We start from the raw sequence: 16,344 nt of genomic DNA on the forward strand, positions 1-16,344 counted from the left end.
GTCGAACCGCCCGTCCGCCGCACGCGCCCGGCCGCGTGCGGTGCCCACCCGCCGGTGTCGAACAAGAGGATCGAACATGAAACTTCGCCATTCATTGTTGTCCGTGTCGATTGCATCCGCGCTTGCCCTCTTCTCGCAACAGGCCGCGCAGGCGGCCGACGAACTCGACGTGAAGGTCGGCTTCGCCGCCCCGCTGACCGGCGTGAACGCCGGCTACGGCAAGGACCTGCAGAACGGCGTGCAGCTCGCGCTCGACGATGCGGTCGCGCAGAAGGTGCAGATCGCCGGCAAGCCCGCGCACTTCAGCCTGATCGTGCAGGACGATCAGGCCGACCCGCGCGTCGGCGTGCAAGCCGCGCAGGCGCTCGTCGACAAGAACGTGTCGGTCGTGGTCGGCCACTTCAATTCCGGCACGACGATTCCGGCGTCGGTCGTCTACGACAAGGCCGGCATCCCCGTCATCGATCCGGCCGCGACGAACCCGACGCTCACGTCGCGCGGGCTCGCCAACATGTTCATGGTGATCGCGACCGACGGCCAGAACGCGGGCAACGCGGGCAAATACGCGGTCGAGGTGACGAAGGCGAAGCGCATCGCGATCGTCGACGACCGCACCGCATTCGGTCAGGGCGAGGCCGACGAGTTCGAGAAGGCCGTGAAGGCGGCCGGCGGCACGATCATCGCGCGCGAGTTCACGAACAACCAGGCCGTCGATTTCCGCGCGCAGATCACGAGCCTGAAGGGCAAGAACCCGGACCTGATCTTCTTCGGCGGCCTCGACGCGCTCGCGGCGAACTTCATCAAGCAGATGCGCCAGCTCGGGCTCAATGCGCAATTCGTCGGTGGCGGCGGCGTGAAGGACAACGAGTTCATCAAGATCGCCGGCCCGGCGGCCGAAGGCGCGATGGCATGGGAGTACGGGCGCCCGCTCGACGAGCTGCCGCAGGGCAAGGATTTCGAGCAGCGGTTCAAGAAGCGTTTCGGCGTCGACGTGCTGTCGTACGCGCAGTTCGGCTACGACGCGACGTGGGCCGCGATCAAGGCGATGCAGGCGGCCGGCTCGACCGATCCGAACGTCTATCGGCCGGCGCTGAAGAAGATCGACTTCGAGGGCATCACCGGGCGCATCTCGTTCGCGAAGGACGGCTCGCTGAAGAGCGGGATGTCGACGCTGTATCAGGTGAAGAACGGCGCGTGGAAGACGATCGTCACGAAGGGAGGCTGATCGGGATGGCGGTCCGGGGAACGGGCGGCGCGGGCCGCCCTGACGCGGGCCGCCCCGTCTCCACGATGCGGTCAAGTGGTCGGTCTTGTACGACGACTGATGTTGCGGCGTGACGCAGCGGCGGCGCGGCCCGGCACGACGCGCGATTGCGCCGCGCCGTTGCGCGCGCCTCAGTTCGCCTGCGTGTCGCGCTCGGCCTCGGCGGCCTCGTGCGCGCGGCGCAGCCGCTCGCGGCTGTTGGTCAGATGCGTGCGCATCGCCGCACGCGCGGCCTCCGGATCGTGGCGCGCGATCGCTTCGTAGATGTCCTCGTGCTCGTGGTTCAGGCGGCCGACGTAGCGCTCGAGGTCGTCGCCGGCGAAGCGCGCGGAATTCACGCGCGTGCGCGGAATGATCGACGCGCCGAGCTGCGTCATGATGTCGACGAAATAGCGGTTGCCGGTGGACTGCGCGATCTGCAGATGGAATTGATAGTCGAGCTGCGCGGTGTCGCGCCCGCCGCCGGAGCCCGTCGCGATCGCGTCGAGCGCGCGGCGCAGCGCGGCGAGATCGGCATCCGTCGCGCGCTGCGCGGCGAGGCTCGCGCACTCGCTCTCGAGGCTGATGCGCAGCTCGAGCACCGCGAGCACGTCGCGCAGCGTCGTGATCGTCGCGGGGTCGATGCCGAGCGCCTGGCGGCGCGACGGTTCGAGCACGAAGCTGCCGATTCCGTGGCGCGTCTCGATCAGGCCGCTCGCCTGCATCCGCGAGATTGCCTCGCGCACGACCGTGCGGCTCACCCCCTGCGCCGCCATCACTTCGGTTTCGGTCGGCAGCTTGTCGCCAGGGCGCAGCGTGCCGTTTTCGATCTGCGCGGTCAGCGCGTCGACGACATCTTGTGCAAGGCTGCGCGCGCGACGGCGCGGCGCTGCGGGAAGCGTAGGCACGGACATGAGGCCGGTTCCTTTCTGAATGATCGTAGTGTGAGCCGAGGGTTTACGCGGGGTTTGAGCGAAAGCCGTGGTTTCATTATACTGCGTCACAAGTCATCCGATGACTGATGATCGCGACGCGTGGCCTCGGCTGCATTGACATTGGCGCCCCGTCACGCTTGGCGATGCGCCGCTTCGCGACCGCTACGGCGCCCGCGCACATCGGTTGTCGAATGATCGCACCTCCCGCCACGCGCGGCAAAGCTTTTGCCGTGCGGCACCGCCTACCTTATCGCCATCGCCGCCATGAAAGCCGTCACTGCCTCGCCCTCCTCCGATACGCCGCGCATCGTCGACCTGCAAGCGATCCCGGTCGCCGGTCACGACAGTATGCTGCTCAACCTGAGCGGCGCGCACGGCCCGTTCTTCACCCGCAACCTCGTAATCCTCAAGGACAGCGCCGGCCGCACCGGCGTCGGCGAGGTGCCGGGCGGCGAAAGCATCCGCCGCACGCTCGACGATGCGCGCGCGCTCGTCGTCGGTCAGCCGGTCGGCAACTACCAGGCCGTGCTCAATGCGGTGCGCCGCACGTTCGCGGACCGCGACGCCGGCGGCCGCGGCCTGCAGACCTTCGATCTGCGCACGACGATCCACGCGGTCACCGCGCTCGAAGCCGCGCTGCTCGACCTGCTCGGCCAGCATCTCGGCGTGCCGGTCGCGGCGTTGCTCGGCGAAGGCCAGCAACGCGAAAGCGTCGAGATGCTGGGCTATCTGTTCTATGTCGGCGATCGCACGAAAACCGCGCTGCCGTATCGCGACGGCCGCGACGCGAGCGACGACTGGACGCGCGTGCGCAACGAGCCCGCGCTGACGCCGGAAGCGGTCGTGCGGCTCGCGGAAGCCGCGCACGCGCGCTACGGCTTCAACGACTTCAAGCTGAAAGGCGGCGTGTTCGAAGGCGCGCGCGAAGTGGAGGCCGTCACCGCGCTCGCCGAGCGCTTCCCGAGCGCGCGCGTGACGCTCGACCCGAACGGCGCATGGTCGCTCGACGAGGCCGTGCGCCTCTGTCGCGACCTGCATCACGTGCTCGCGTACGCGGAAGACCCGTGCGGCGCCGAGAACGGCTATTCGGGCCGCGAGGTGATGGCCGAATTCCGCCGCGCGACGGGCCTGCCGACCGCGACCAACATGATCGCGACCGACTGGCGGCAGATGGGCCACGCGGTGCAGTTGAACGCGGTCGACATCCCGCTCGCCGATCCGCACTTCTGGACGATGCAGGGCTCGGTGCGCGTCGCGCAGATGTGCCGCGACTGGGGGCTGACGTGGGGCTCGCATTCGAACAACCACTTCGACGTGTCGCTGGCGATGTTCACGCATGTCGCGGCGGCGGCGCCGGGCCGCGTGACGGCGATCGACACGCACTGGATCTGGCAGGACGGCGAGCGGCTGACGCACGAGCCGCTGAAGATCGAGAACGGGCTTGTCGAAGTGCCGAAGCGGCCGGGGCTCGGCGTCGACATCGACATGGACGCCGTCGCGCGTGCGCATCAGCTGTACAAGCAGCACGGCCTCGGCGCGCGCGACGACGCGGCGGCGATGCAGTACCTGATTCCGGGCTGGACCTTCGACAACAAGCGCCCGTGCCTCGTGCGCTGAGCGCCGCGGGCCGGGACGGACCGGCGTGAGCGCGTCGTGCGAGCGACACGCGCGTCACGCTGCTGCGCGCGGCGCGCGAGCCGCGCCGCGCATGCGCCGGATGCCGGCGGGCCACAGGCCGTCGCGCATACTGCCGCCACACTGCCGGGCCGCGAGCGCCCGGCCTGACGATCAGCCCGCGGCCCAGACGCCGCGCGCCATCCCCGCTGCCGCAAACACGATGACGATCACGAGCACGGCCTGCCAGTGGCCGATCTGCACGTAGGTGCGTGCGCGGCCGATATCGGGCATGCGCTGCTGCCGCGCGGCGATGCGCCAGCGGATCAGGCCGAGCATCGGCACGATCTCGAGCACCAGGATCAGCACGAGCGCGGTCATCTTCAGGTGAAAGAACGGCGCGTGCAGGTAATACGCGCTGCCCTTCTCGTAGCCGCCGAACGCGCGCATCAGGCCGGTGACGATCAGGACGAGCGCGGACAGGCCCCACACCGTATCGGCCTTGAACACGCCGGGCAGATCGACCGCCTGCGCCGATGCGATGAGTCGCCGCAACGCGCGGTTGCGCGCCGCGATCGCCGCGAACGCGACGCCGAATGCACTCAGATGAACAGCAGCCAGCAACCAACGAACGATCATCGTGCCCCCCTCGAGAGCCCGCGCCGGTGCGCAGGCGTGTCAGACGATCTGCTTGAGCGCGGCGTCGAGCGCGAGCGCGGCGACACGGTCGCCTTCGGTCGCGAGCGGGACGCGCATCACGATCTGCCGGTTATGGCCGACGGCGGCCGGCGAATCCCACAGCAATTCGACCTTCGGCCGCCGGAACAGACCGCCGCGCACGCGCGCCGGCGGTTCCTGCGACCGCACGCCGCCCGACGGAGCGCCGCCCGACGGCACGCCGCCCGACCCATTACCAGCCGCCGAAGTGCTGCGCCCCGGCCAGCGCACTGACAGCTCGCGCGCGTCGTACTGGCCGACCTTGCGGCTTTCCATCCAGACGATCGCGGTGCGCGTCAGCGTATCGAGCGAAATCGCATAGCGGCCGATCGCAAAGCGGCGCGCGGCCACGTTGGTCCGCCACAGCGGACGCGGCCGGCAGATCCAGACGACCGCGGCATACAGCACCGGCGCGGCAACCAGCCAGCCGTTGGTCGCGGTGACCGCATGCAGCGCACGCCGCCAGCCGGCCACCCAGACGAACGCGCCGATCGACCAGATCGCGAACAGAAAGCCGATCAGCGCAAAAAACCGCAGCGCCTGACGCAGCCATTGCGGCAGCGGATGAAACGGCCGCTCGGCGCGCGCGGCGGCGCCGGGCTGCACGAGCAGCAGGAAGATCAGCAGCAGATAGACGAACGCCCAGGGCGACGACATCATCGCCGACAGCGACGCGCGATAGCCCATCTGCGACATCGAGAACAGCCAGCGCGCGAACAGCACGACACCGATCGCGCGCAACGCGAAGATCACTCCGGCGCCGGGGGCCGGCGCTGCGCGCGTGGGTTTCGTTCTCGCCAAGACTGCTCTCCTCTCGATGATCGTGCGGGGCCGGATTTCGCGGCTCGGCCATTATAGGGACATTACCGTCTGGACAGACGGCCGGAACGCATGCCGGGCCGCATCCGTCGCCCTTCGCACGCTCGGGCGCGGCGAGAATACAACAGATCCGCGCCGCGGATATAACAACGCCCCGCCGGCAAACCCGGACGGGGCGTCGAGGACGGCCGGACACCGCAGCGGGCCGGCAGCCGGAATCAGCTTGCGTTGACTTCGCGCAGCACGGTGCGGCGCTTCTGACGCAGCAGTTCCTCGTAGCTCTTCACGTAGTTCTGCGCCATCACCTTCGAGGTAAAGCGCGCTTCGAACGCGGCACGAACCTGCTCGCGCGGCAGCGTATCGAGACGCTTGAGCGCGGCGACGGCCGACAGTTCGTCTTCGACGACGAAGCCCGACACGCCGTTGTCGATCACTTCCGGCACCGAACCGCGCTTGAACGCGATCACCGGCGTGCCGCACGCCATCGCCTCGATCATCACGAGACCGAACGGCTCCGGCCAGTCGATCGGGAACAGCAGCGCGTGCGCGTTGCCGAGGAATTCGGTCTTCTCGGCTTCGCTGATTTCACCGATGTACTCGACGTGCGGCAGCGAGAACAGCGGCTTGATCTTCTCTTCGTAATACGCGCGGTCGGCCTTGTCGAGCTTCGCCGCGATCTTGATCGGCAGACCGGCCTGCTCGGCGATGCGGATGGCCGTGTCGACGCGCTTTTCCGGCGAGATGCGGCCGAGGAACGCGAGGTAGCTCGGCTTCACGTTCGGGATCGGCGTCAGCAGGTTTTCCGGCAGGCCGTGGTAGACGGTCGACAGCCAGTTCGCCTGCGGCAGCGGGATGCGCTGGTTGTCGGAGATCGACACGACCGGCACGTCGCTGAATGCGTTGAAGATCGGCTGCAGTTCCGGCAGGTCGAGACGGCCGTGCATCGTCGTCAGATGCGGGACCGGCTGGCGCGAGAACAGCGAGAACGGGTAGTAGTCGATGTGACAATGCAGCACGTCGAACTCTTCCGCGCGGCGGCGCACCTGCTCGAGCAGCAGCATGTGCGGGGCCATCACGTCGCGGATCGTCGGATCGAGGCGCAGCGCCTGCGGCCACACCGCTTCGAGCTTCGCGGAAGTCTGCGAATCGCCGCTCGCGAAGAGCGTGACGTCATGACCCATCTCGACGAGCGCTTCGGTCAGATAGGACACCACCCGTTCGGTACCACCGTACAGCTTCGGGGGAACCGCTTCATGCAACGGAGCGATTTGGGCGATTCGCATGCGTAACTCCTAAAAATTCGGCAAAAAACCAGGTTTGGGCGGCGACCTATCGGCGATCCGGGCTGGATGCATTTCGTCCGACCATCGGACGAACCGGCCTGCCGCGAGCGTCGAAACCGCGCGGCTCGATGAGCGCCGGTGACGCGACAGGCTTAGAACGTTTGAAACGAAGTCCCGTTGACAGGGGTTCGTAAATAAACCTGGAATCCAACCCGAGGCCGATTATCTAGGGTTTATCCCAATACGGCGTAAGACATTTCAAACACTTTACTTTGTTACAAAGGCGCAACACTTTGCAACGCGCGGACGTCGGTGTCCGTTCTAGAGTGGAAGGCCCTTCGGCACTCCCGCGGTCCTGTTCGGGCAGGCGGCACCGTCTGTGCGACACAGGACGAGATGCCGAATTTTATCTCAAAACTGATCGCGGGCCGCACGCGGTCGCAAGATTCGCGCAGCGTCGCACGTGGCCGTTGTTTACAATGCCGGATTAACGTCCGGGTGGGACGGCCGGCCTGCGATCCGGCCGCAACGCTCAATCACCGAATCACCGCACGCATATTTTGGAATCTCTCACCCCCGCCCAGCGCAACGCCCATAACGCGAAGCTGTCGAGCTACGCGCATCGGCCGCTCGCGTTCCTGTTCCGCTATATCCGCCTGCACCCGCTCGCGCACCTCGTCGTGCTCGGCAGCGTGCTGGCCGCCGTCGGCTGTGCGCTCGGTTCGCAATATGCGATCAAGCACCTGATCGACGTGCTGGCGACCGGGCGTCATCATCCGGGCCCGTTGTGGAGCGCGTTCGCGCTGCTCGTCGGGCTGATCGCGGCCGACAACCTGCTGTGGCGCGTCGGCGGCTGGGTCGCCGCGCATACGTTCGTCGCGGTCACCGGCGATCTGCGGCGCGACCTGTTCCAGTATCTGATCGGCCATTCGCCGACCTACTACTCGGAGAAGCAGCCCGGCACGCTCGCCAGCCGCATCACCGCGACGTCGAACGCGGTGTATACGTCCGAGAACACGATGGCGTGGAACGTGCTGCCGCCGTGCATCGCGGTGATGGGCGCGATCCTGATGATCGTCGTCGTCAATCCGCTGATGGCCGCCGGCCTGCTCGGCTGCTCGGCGGTGCTCGCGGTCGTGCTGTTCAAGCTCGCCGGGCGCGGCTCCGCGCGCCACCACGCGTTCGCGGCCAAGGCCGCAGCCGTCGACGGCGAACTCGTCGACGTGATCGGCAACATGGGCCTCGTACGCGCGTTCGGCATGACGCTGCGCGAGCAGAAGCGCTTCAGCGAGACGGTCAAGGCCGAAATGGAAGCGCGCCAGCAAAGCCTGCTGTATCTCGAAAAGTTGCGGCTGCTGCATGCGGTGATCACCGCGATGCTGTCGGCCGGCCTGCTCGGCTGGGCGCTGTGGCTCTGGGATCGCGGCCAGGCGACCTCCGGCGACATCGTGCTCGTCAGCTCGCTCGGCTTCACGATCCTGCACGGCACGCGCGATCTCGCGGTCGCGCTCGTCGACGTCACGCAGCACATCGCGCGGCTGTCCGAAGCGGTGAAGACGCTGCTCGAGCCGCACGGGATGCCCGACCGCTCTGACGCAGTGCCGCTGACGGCCCAGGGCGGACGCGTCGACTTCGAGCGCGTGACGTTCGCGTATCCGCACCGCCGCGCGATCCTCGACCACTTCGACCTGCATATCGAGCCCGGACAGCGCGTCGGCCTGATCGGCAAGTCGGGCGCCGGCAAGTCGACCGTGCTCGCGCTGCTGCAGCGCTTCTACGACACGCAGGGTGGCGTCGTGAAGGTCGACGGCCAGGACGTGAAGACGATCACGCAGGACAGCCTGCGCCAGGCGATCGCGCTCGTGCCGCAGGACATCTCGCTGCTGCACCGGACGATCTACGAAAACATCGCGTACGGCCGCCCCGAGGCGACCCGCGAGGAAGTGCTCGCCGCCGCACGCGACGCGCGCTGCGCCGAGTTCATCGAGGCGATGCCGGAAGGCTACGACACGATCGTCGGCGATCGCGGCGTGAAGCTGTCGGGCGGTCAGCGCCAGCGCATCGCGATCGCGCGCGCGATCCTGAAGGACGCGCCGATCCTGCTGCTCGACGAAGCGACCTCGGCGCTCGACAGCGCGTCGGAAGAAGCGATCCAGAGCGCGCTCGACCGGCTGATGGTCGGCCGTACGGTGATCGCGATCGCGCACCGGCTCTCGACGCTGCGCAACTTCGACCGGATCATCGTGATGAGCAACGGCAAGGTGATCGACGACGGTCCGCCGGAGCTGCTGCGCAACCGTCCCGGCCTGTACCGCGACCTGCTCGCGAAGCAGCACGGCCGCCATCATCCGATCGACGGCGGCACGCCGACCGGCGAACGCGTCGCCTGACGCGCGCGCGGTCGGATCAACCGAAAAACGCCGCGGCGGCGCACTGCGCGCTGCGGCGCGTTCGATGCCGCTGCCGATCGAGCGCCGGCCGGGATTCCCTCACTGTCTCTTCGATGTTCGATCGCGATCGATCGCGGATGAAAAGTCTCGTCCCGTTCGGTGATTCGAAACGCAGTCGCGACGCGGCCGAATGAATGCGAAAGCCTCTGCGGACACTACGACCGACGCGATAACGGCTGCGTCATCGCGCGCTCTGCATACTCGGTGCATGCAAGCAGTGGCGACGGTGCCGCGCAGCCGACTCCGATGCGCGGCACCGTCCAGCGACCGATCCTCCGCGCCCGCTACCCCTGCAGATCGCGCAGGAAATGGTCGCGCCACACCGACACGTTGTTCTCGCGCAGCTGCGCGATCATGTCCGCGTAACGCGCGCGGCGCTCCGCGAGCGGCATCGTCAGCGCCTGCGACAGCGCGTCGGCCATGCCCTCGATGTCGATCGGATTGACGATCAGCGCGCCGGTCAGCTCGCGTGCGGCACCGGCGAAGCGCGACAGGACGAGCACGCCGGGATCGTCCGGATTCTGCGCGGACACGTATTCCTTCGCCACGAGGTTCATCCCGTCGCGCAGCGGCGTGACGAAGCCGACGCGCGCGAGCCGGTACAACGCGGCCAGCACCTGCCGCTCGTACTGCCGGTGGATGTAGAGAATCGGCGCCCAGTCGAGTTCCGCATAGCGGCCGTTGATGCGGCCCGACTCCGCCTCGAGCTGCAAGCGGATGTCCTGATAGGCGCGCAGGTCCGCGCGCGTCGACGGCGCGATCTGCAGGAACGACACGCGATTGCGGAACGAGGCCTGATGCTCGAGCAGTTTCTCGAACGCACGGAAGCGCTCGACGAGTCCCTTCGAATAATCGAGACGATCGACGCTCATGATCAGCTGCCGCCCGCGCAGCGACGTCGCGAGCGTGCGCACCGCCTTGCCGTTCTCGCCGGCTTGCGCGAGCGACGCGATCTCGTCCGGATACACGCCGATCGGGTAAGCGGCCGCATGCAGCGTCTGGCCGAACGCCTGCACGCGCACCGTGCGGCCGTCGCGCGCGATCTCGCCGCCGCCTTCGAATTCGATGTAGTCGCAGAATGCGCGCAGATCCGGTTCGGTCTGGAAGCCGAGCAGGTCGAACGCGCACAGCGACTCGACAAGCTCGCGATGCGGCGGCACGTTGACGAGCACCTGCGCGGCCGGAAACGGGATGTGCAGGAAAAAGCCGATGCGGTTCTTCACGCCGGCCGCGCGCAGCGCGCGCGCGAACGGAATCAGGTGATAGTCGTGCACCCAGATCACGTCGTCGTCCTGCAGCAGCGGCACGAGCTGCTGCGCGAGCCAGACGTTCACGCGCCGATAGCCGTCGAATTCGTGGCGATCGTACTGGATCAGATCCGCACGGTAATGAAACGCGGGCCACAGCGTCGCGTTCGAGAAGCCGCGGTAGTACTGGTCGTAATCGCGACGCGACAGGCCGACCGTCGCGAACGTCACGGGCCCGCGTTCCTCGACGCGGATCTGCGGCGCACCGGACGCGACGACTTCGCCGCTCCAGCCGAACCACATGCCGCCCGTCTCCTTCAGCGCATCGTAGACGCCGATCGCGAGCCCGCCCGCCGCCGGTTCGCCTTCCGAAATCGGGGCGACGCGGTTCGAAACAATGATCAGTCGACTCATGCGCCCGGCTGCCCCGCACCGAGCCAGCGCGCGATCTGCGCATGCAGCGCGTCGACCGAATCGAGCCGCATGCGCGCCGACGTTTCGCCTGCGCCGATCTTGATCGACAGCCCGCCGCGCGCGTTGACGAGCGCAAAGCCCTTCTCGTCGGTCAGGTCGTCGCCGGCGAACAGCGGAACGCGGCCCGCGAACGGCGGCTCGTCGAGGAATGCGGCCAGCGCGCGCCCCTTGTCGACCCCCTTCGGCTTGATCTCGAACACCATCTTGCCGGGCTGCAGCACGTAGGCGTCCGGGTATTCGGCGACGAGCCGCTCGGCTGCCTCGCGCGCGGCCGGCTCACGCTCGGGCGCATTGCGGTAGTGCAGCGCGACGGCCGCGCCCTTGATCTCGAGCAGCATGCCGGGATGGCGCTCGACGACGGCCGCGAGCTCGCGCTCGATGCGCAGCAGTCGCGCGTCGTTGAAGCCGATGCGCTGCGTATCGCCGTTCGCGTCGCGCCGCTCCGCGCCATGCAGGCCGGCGACCGGCAGGTCGGACATGTTGAGAAACGCATCGATGCTGTCGATGCCGCGGCCCGACACGATCGCGACCGCGCCGTGCGAGCGGCGTCGCAGCTCGTCGAGCAGCGTCGGCAGCGCACGGGGCACGTGAATGCTGTCGGGTGTCGGGGCGAGCTCGACGAGCGTGCCGTCGAAGTCGAAGAAGAACGCGGTATCGGTCAGAGACAGGGAGGCCGGAACGGATTGCATCGATTCGATGTCTGAGGGACGGCCCGCCGGGCCGCCGCTGCGCGAATGGAATTGTGCGCATCTTACCGCGTCGGCGCGCGGAGATGGGCGAAACCGGCGTGACGCAAGCGTCGTGCCGGCTGCCGCGCCCCGCTGCGACATATTGCCCCGCTCGCGCGCGTCGTACGGGTTTCGAAAGGACGCGGGTGCGCGAATTGCGCTACAGTCGCAACCGCCGCCGCGCGACGCATGGCGCCGCGCCGGCCGGCGACCGTTCCGTCCGATCGAGCCCCAGGATGTCGTCTGCCCGCCCCGCGCCGCACCGGCGCCTTTCCCGCTTCATCCGCACCGCCGCGGCGCTGGTCGTTGCGGCCGCGCTCGCCGCGTGCACGCACGACGAAGCGCGCTGGCATCTCACCGACGTCACGGGCCACCTGCCCGATCTGTCGTTCGACCTGACGGGCGGCGACGGCCGGCCCGTCGATGCCGCCGCATTCCGCGGCCGCGTCGCGCTCGTCTACTTCGGCTACACGCATTGCCCGGACGTCTGTCCGGAAACGATGGCGCGGCTGATGGAAGTGCTCGCGAAGCTCGGTCCGCAGGCGAACGCCGTCCGCATCCTGTTCGTATCGGTCGATCCCGCACGCGACACGCCGCAGGCGATGCAGTCCTACGTCGCCGCGTTCGATGCCGAACACGCGCGCGGGCTGACGGGTACCGACCGGCAGATCGAATCGCTCGCGAAACGATATCGCGTCGCGTATCAGATGGAAAAGCGCGACCCGTCCGGCGGCTACGAAGTCACGCACAGCTCCGCCGTCTACGTGTTCGACGCGAACGGCCGCGCGCGGCTGCTCGCGACCGACCGCGACTCGCCCGACGCCATCGCCGCCGACGTGCGCCGGATCATCGACACCGCTTCCGCAACCTGAATGACGACATGAACGACATGAACAAGACGACCTTCAAGATGCTCGCCGCGATCGCCACGCTCTGCGCCGGCGCCCATGCGTACGCCGCCGGCGCGATCACCGCGCAGGGCGCGTGGGTGCGCTGGCTGCCGAACAAGCTGCCGGCCGGCGGCTACGTGACGCTCGTGAACACAAGCGACAAGCCGGTCGATCTCGTCGACGTCGACAGCCCCGACTACGGGATGGCGATGCTGCATCAGACCGTGTCGAACGGCTCGACGCAGAAAATGGAAATGGTCGACAAGCTGACGATTCCCGCGCGCGGCAAGGTCGACATCGCACCGGGCGGCTATCACTTCATGCTCGAGGAGCCCAAGCATGCGATCAAGCCCGGCGACACCGTGCGTCTGCGCCTGAAGTTCTCCGACGGCGAAACGCTCGACACACCGTTCGCGGTGAAGTCGCCCGCGCAGGCGAAATGATCGGGTTGCGATGAACGTCCTGTACTGGCTCGATCCGTGGGAACCGTCGCCGACCGTGGTCGTCGCGGTGCTCGCGGCCGCCGTGCTGTTCGCGCGCGGCGCGAAGAAGGCGAAGGTATCGCCGTTGCGGCAGTTTTCGTTCTGGTTCGGGCTGACTGCGCTCTACATCGCGCTGCACACGCGGCTCGACTACTTCTTCGAGCACGAGTTCTTCATGCATCGCGCGCAGCACCTCGTGCTGCACCATCTCGGGCCGTTCTTCATCGCACTCGCGTATCCGGGCGCCGCGATCCGCGCCGGCATTCCGTTCCGGTGGCGCCAGCGTTTCGTGCGGCCCGCGCTCGCGTGGCCGCCGCTGCGCGCGACGCTCGACGTCGTGTTCAATCCGGTCGTCGCCGTCGTGTTGTTCGTCGGGCTCATCTACTTCTGGCTGCTGTCGCCGATCCATTTCGTCGCGATGCTCGACTGGCGGCTGTACCGCGTAATGAACTGGAGCATGGTGATCGACGGGCTGCTGTTCTGGTGGCTCGTCGTCGATCCGCGTCCGGCGCCGCCGGCGCGGCTCTCGCCCGGCCGCCGGATCCTGATCGCCGTCGCGGCGATCCCGCCGCAAATCGCGCTCGGCGCGCTCATCTTCTTCACGCCGCACGAGCTCTATCCGATCTATTCGATCTGCGGCCGCGCGTTTACGTGGCTGAGCCCGCTGCGCGATCAGCAGATCGGCGGGCTGCTGCTCTGGATTCCGGGCTCGATGATGAGCGTGATCGGCGCGCTGATCGCGCTGCGGCACTGGCTGCGGCTGTCCGCGCGCGGCCGTCTGATCGACGAACGCGCGGCGCAGCACGCCGCCGATCGTCGGGCCGCACGCACCGCGCACTGACCGCGCGGCGCGCCGCCTGCGTCATGCGCGCTCGCTGCGCATCCACACGTGCGCAATGCCGTCCTCGTCGTGCACGTCCGAGCTCGGCGTAAAGCCGAATGCACCGTAGAAGCGCTGCAGATGCGCCTGCGCATGCAGGCTCACCGGCGTGTCGGGCCACTGCGCGCGAATGTGCTCGAGCGCGCGCGCGAGCAGCGTGTTGCCGAGCCCCGCGCCGCGGAACGCGGCCGTGGTCAGCACGCGGCCGATGCGCACGTCGCGGTGCTGCGCGTCCGGCAGAAGCACGCGCAGATAGCCGGCGAGCCGCCCTGCTCCGTCGTACGCGGCGAGATGCCACGCTGTCTGATCGGCATCGTCGATGTCGCGATACACGCAATTCTGCTCGACGACGAATACGGCGCTGCGCGCCTCGAGGATCGAATAGACTTCGCGCGCGCTCAGCGCATCGAAGGGTTTCCAGCGCCAGTCGAGATCGGTCGCAGTCGGGGATGCGGCGGGTGCGGAAGCGTTCATGTGCGGTCCTGATTCGGGCGCGCCGGCCGGCGCGCGGCAGCCGACGATTATGCCTCGAACCGCACCGCACGCGCGAGCGCGCGGCCACGCAAAAAAAGCCCCGCATTGCGCGGGGCACTTGCGTCAGGCCGGCATCCGGCCGAAACGGCCGCTGTTGAAATCCTCGATCGCCGTCCGGATTTCGTCTTGCGAGTTCATCACGAACGGACCGTAGCCGACGATCGGCTCGTCGATCGGCTCGCCGCTCAGGATCAGCAGCTTCGCGTCGCCGTTCGCTTCGATCTCGACGTCGGTGCCGTCACGGCTCAACTGCACGAACTGCGCTTCGCGCGCGACCGTCTCGCCATTCACGAGCACCGTGCCATGCAGCACGACGACCGCCAGCGTGCGCCCTTCGGCGATCGGGAACCGCGCATGACCGCCGGCCGCGAGCCGCACGTCCCACACGTCGATCGGCGTATGCGTGCGGGCCGGGCCGCGCCGTCCGTCGAGTTCGCCCGCGATGATCCGCACGCGCCCCGCACCGTCCGGCAGTTCGACGACCGGAATGTCCGCGTCGAGCAGCGTCTGATAGCCGGGCTCGCCCATCTTGTCGGCCGCGGGCAGGTTCACCCACAGCTGCACCATTTCGAGCGCACCGCCGCGCTTCGCGAACGCGTCCGAGTGGAATTCCTCATGCAGAATCCCGCTTGCGGCCGTCATCCACTGCACGTCGCCCGGCCCGATCACGCCGCCCGCGCCGGTCGAGTCGCGGTGTTCGACTTCGCCGTCGTAGACGATCGTCACCGTTTCGAACCCGCGGTGCGGGTGCTGGCCGACGCCGCGCCGCGTCGAAGCCGGCTCGAACGTCGCCGGACCGGCGTAGTCGAGCAGCAGGAACGGGCTCAGATGCGCGCCGTGCGACTGGTAGCTGAACATCGAGCGCACCGGGAAACCGTCGCCGACCCAATGACCGCGCGGCGCACTGTACACACCTTGGACCTTCTTCATTTGCGTTCTCCGAATTTGCGGCGAAACCTGTGTTTCGCATCCTTGAGTGTCACTATAGTGGTGGAACGATCGGTCCGGTAGACTGCAAAATCCGCACTCAGCGTTCTATTTCATGAACGATAACGCCCGAGATCTGAACGATCTCTATTACTTCGTCCAGGTGGTCGAACACGGCGGCTTCGCGCCGGCCGGGCGCGCGCTCAACATGCCGAAGTCGAAGCTGAGCCGCCGTATCGCGCTCTTGGAAGCGCGGCTCGGCATCCGACTGATCCAGCGCTCGACGCGCCGCTTCACCGTCACCGACGTCGGCCAGACCTACTACGCGCACTGCCGCGCGATGCTCGTCGAGGCCGATGCCGCGGACGAGGCCGTCGCGTTGCTGCACGAGCAGCCGCGCGGCATCGTGCGCGTCAGCTGTCCGATCGTGCTGCTCGATTCGCTGGTCGGCGACATGATCGCGGCGTTCATGCTCGCGTGCCCGCGCGTCGAGATCCATCTGGAAGCGACGAACCGGCGCGTCGACGTGATCGGCGAAGGGATCGACGTCGCGATTCGCGTCCGGCCGCCGCCGCTCGACGACAGCGATCTCGCGCTGCGCGTGCTGGCCGAGCGCGGCCAGTGCCTCGTCGCGAGCCCCGCTTTGCTGCGCGAGCACGGCACGCCGGCGGTGCCCGCCGATCTCGCGCGACTGCCGAGCCTCGATCACGGCGTGCCGCAGGCGGCGCACGTGTGGCGCCTGCGCGGTCCCGACGGCGCCAGCGCGGAAATCCATCATCAGCCGCGCTTCGTGACGGGCGGCATGCTCGCGCTGCGCGCGGCCGCCGTCGCCGGCGTCGGCATCGTGCAGTTGCCGACGATGATGGTGCGCGACGAATTCGCGCGCGGCACGCTCGTCACCGTGCTGCCCGACTGGGCGCCGCGGCGCGAGATCGTCCACGCGGTATTCGCGTCGCGCCGCGGACTGCTGCCCGCCGTGCGCGCGCTGCTCGACTTTCTCGCGGCGCGGTTCGCGGAACTCGAACCCGACTGAGCCGGCGTGTCGCCGCACGCTGCACGTCGCACGCGCGTGCCGTAGACTGCCGTACGCGCGTCGCGCGTTTTTCCAACCTTTACCGCTT

At 68.1% G+C, this 16,344-nt stretch carries 15 protein-coding genes; 7 read left to right on the top strand and 8 right to left on the bottom strand.

The window, feature by feature from the left end:
• Positions 1 to 76 precede the first annotated feature (76 nt).
• A complete protein-coding gene (locus tag BCR55_RS02215) occupies positions 77 to 1,225 on the top strand; it encodes a branched-chain amino acid ABC transporter substrate-binding protein (protein ID WP_006401226.1) in 1,149 nt (382 codons plus the stop codon).
• 170 nt (positions 1,226 to 1,395) lie between these two features.
• Here the strand turns inward: BCR55_RS02215 and BCR55_RS02220 are convergent, their stop codons facing one another.
• Entirely contained in the window at positions 1,396 to 2,157 is a 762-nt protein-coding gene (locus tag BCR55_RS02220; protein ID WP_006401228.1) for a FadR/GntR family transcriptional regulator, read from the bottom strand.
• Between the two features lie 285 nt (positions 2,158 to 2,442).
• On the opposite strand from BCR55_RS02220, the gene gudD reads away from it, so the two are divergent.
• Positions 2,443 to 3,795, top strand: a complete 1,353-nt coding sequence (gudD, locus tag BCR55_RS02225) for a glucarate dehydratase (RefSeq protein WP_065494110.1) — start codon at positions 2,443 to 2,445, stop codon at positions 3,793 to 3,795.
• Positions 3,796 to 3,966: 171 nt separating this feature from the next.
• Here the strand turns inward: gudD and BCR55_RS02230 are convergent, their stop codons facing one another.
• The 3 genes from BCR55_RS02230 to BCR55_RS02240 form a co-directional block, all read right to left on the bottom strand.
• Positions 3,967 to 4,431: a DUF2214 family protein gene (locus tag BCR55_RS02230; protein ID WP_006401231.1), complete on the bottom strand. Its 465-nt coding sequence runs from the start codon at positions 4,429 to 4,431 to the stop codon at positions 3,967 to 3,969.
• Positions 4,432 to 4,470: 39 nt separating this feature from the next.
• Complete coding sequence (locus BCR55_RS02235; RefSeq protein WP_065494111.1) at positions 4,471 to 5,310, bottom strand: hypothetical protein; 840 nt, start codon at positions 5,308 to 5,310, stop codon at positions 4,471 to 4,473.
• Positions 5,311 to 5,546: 236 nt separating this feature from the next.
• On the bottom strand, positions 5,547 to 6,611 hold the full coding sequence (locus BCR55_RS02240) for a glycosyltransferase family 4 protein (protein ID WP_006401233.1): 1,065 nt from the start codon (positions 6,609 to 6,611) through the stop codon (positions 5,547 to 5,549).
• 560 nt (positions 6,612 to 7,171) lie between these two features.
• Between BCR55_RS02240 and BCR55_RS02245 the strand changes: the two genes are divergently transcribed.
• Complete coding sequence (locus BCR55_RS02245) at positions 7,172 to 9,001, top strand: ABC transporter ATP-binding protein (RefSeq protein WP_006401234.1); 1,830 nt, start codon at positions 7,172 to 7,174, stop codon at positions 8,999 to 9,001.
• 344 nt (positions 9,002 to 9,345) lie between these two features.
• Here the strand turns inward: BCR55_RS02245 and otsA are convergent, their stop codons facing one another.
• On the bottom strand, positions 9,346 to 10,722 hold the full coding sequence (gene otsA, locus BCR55_RS02250) for an alpha,alpha-trehalose-phosphate synthase (UDP-forming) (protein WP_006401236.1): 1,377 nt from the start codon (positions 10,720 to 10,722) through the stop codon (positions 9,346 to 9,348).
• Positions 10,719 to 11,471 (bottom strand): trehalose-phosphatase, encoded by a 753-nt coding sequence (otsB, locus tag BCR55_RS02255; RefSeq protein WP_006401237.1) that lies wholly within the window; start codon positions 11,469 to 11,471, stop codon positions 10,719 to 10,721. The genes otsA and otsB overlap by 4 nt, the downstream gene beginning before the upstream one ends.
• 275 nt (positions 11,472 to 11,746) lie before the next feature.
• Between otsB and BCR55_RS02260 the strand changes: the two genes are divergently transcribed.
• The 3 genes from BCR55_RS02260 to BCR55_RS02270 are packed head-to-tail and all read left to right on the top strand — an operon-like array spanning position 11,747 to position 13,723.
• On the top strand, positions 11,747 to 12,382 hold the full coding sequence (locus BCR55_RS02260; protein ID WP_006401238.1) for an SCO family protein: 636 nt from the start codon (positions 11,747 to 11,749) through the stop codon (positions 12,380 to 12,382).
• A 17-nt stretch (positions 12,383 to 12,399) separates the two neighbouring features.
• Positions 12,400 to 12,843 (top strand): copper chaperone PCu(A)C, encoded by a 444-nt coding sequence (locus BCR55_RS02265; protein ID WP_371493282.1) that lies wholly within the window; start codon positions 12,400 to 12,402, stop codon positions 12,841 to 12,843.
• Between the two features lie 10 nt (positions 12,844 to 12,853).
• The gene (locus BCR55_RS02270) at positions 12,854 to 13,723 is read left to right on the top strand and encodes a cytochrome c oxidase assembly protein (RefSeq protein ID WP_006401240.1); all 870 of its coding nucleotides are present in this window, start codon (positions 12,854 to 12,856) and stop codon (positions 13,721 to 13,723) included.
• Positions 13,724 to 13,744: 21 nt separating this feature from the next.
• On the opposite strand, the gene BCR55_RS02275 is transcribed toward BCR55_RS02270, so the two are convergent.
• Positions 13,745 to 14,236 (bottom strand): GNAT family N-acetyltransferase, encoded by a 492-nt coding sequence (locus tag BCR55_RS02275; RefSeq protein ID WP_006401241.1) that lies wholly within the window; start codon positions 14,234 to 14,236, stop codon positions 13,745 to 13,747.
• A 123-nt stretch (positions 14,237 to 14,359) separates the two neighbouring features.
• Positions 14,360 to 15,226 (bottom strand): pirin family protein, encoded by an 867-nt coding sequence (locus BCR55_RS02280; RefSeq protein WP_006401242.1) that lies wholly within the window; start codon positions 15,224 to 15,226, stop codon positions 14,360 to 14,362.
• A 112-nt stretch (positions 15,227 to 15,338) separates the two neighbouring features.
• On the opposite strand from BCR55_RS02280, the gene BCR55_RS02285 reads away from it, so the two are divergent.
• Positions 15,339 to 16,256, top strand: coding sequence for a LysR family transcriptional regulator (locus BCR55_RS02285; protein ID WP_006401243.1), 918 nt, complete (start codon positions 15,339 to 15,341; stop codon positions 16,254 to 16,256).
• Positions 16,257 to 16,344: the final 88 nt, after the last annotated feature.

The sequence above is a fragment of the Burkholderia sp. CCA53 genome (genome assembly GCF_001685525.1).
Classification (GTDB): Bacteria; Pseudomonadota; Gammaproteobacteria; order Burkholderiales; family Burkholderiaceae; genus Burkholderia; species Burkholderia multivorans.

Coding starts and splice junctions, on each gene's coding strand:
- BCR55_RS02215 (WP_006401226.1), top strand. CDS start 77: ATGAAACTTCGCCATTCATTGTTGTCCGTGTCGATTGCATCCGCGCTT.
- BCR55_RS02220 (WP_006401228.1), bottom strand. CDS start 2,157: ATGTCCGTGCCTACGCTTCCCGCAGCGCCGCGCCGTCGCGCGCGCAGC.
- gudD (WP_065494110.1), top strand. CDS start 2,443: ATGAAAGCCGTCACTGCCTCGCCCTCCTCCGATACGCCGCGCATCGTC.
- BCR55_RS02230 (WP_006401231.1), bottom strand. CDS start 4,431: ATGATCGTTCGTTGGTTGCTGGCTGCTGTTCATCTGAGTGCATTCGGC.
- BCR55_RS02240 (WP_006401233.1), bottom strand. CDS start 6,611: ATGCGAATCGCCCAAATCGCTCCGTTGCATGAAGCGGTTCCCCCGAAG.
- otsA (WP_006401236.1), bottom strand. CDS start 10,722: ATGAGTCGACTGATCATTGTTTCGAACCGCGTCGCCCCGATTTCGGAA.
- otsB (WP_006401237.1), bottom strand. CDS start 11,471: ATGCAATCCGTTCCGGCCTCCCTGTCTCTGACCGATACCGCGTTCTTC.
- BCR55_RS02260 (WP_006401238.1), top strand. CDS start 11,747: ATGTCGTCTGCCCGCCCCGCGCCGCACCGGCGCCTTTCCCGCTTCATC.
- BCR55_RS02265 (WP_371493282.1), top strand. CDS start 12,400: ATGAACAAGACGACCTTCAAGATGCTCGCCGCGATCGCCACGCTCTGC.
- BCR55_RS02270 (WP_006401240.1), top strand. CDS start 12,854: ATGAACGTCCTGTACTGGCTCGATCCGTGGGAACCGTCGCCGACCGTG.
- BCR55_RS02275 (WP_006401241.1), bottom strand. CDS start 14,236: ATGAACGCTTCCGCACCCGCCGCATCCCCGACTGCGACCGATCTCGAC.
- BCR55_RS02280 (WP_006401242.1), bottom strand. CDS start 15,226: ATGAAGAAGGTCCAAGGTGTGTACAGTGCGCCGCGCGGTCATTGGGTC.
- BCR55_RS02285 (WP_006401243.1), top strand. CDS start 15,339: ATGAACGATAACGCCCGAGATCTGAACGATCTCTATTACTTCGTCCAG.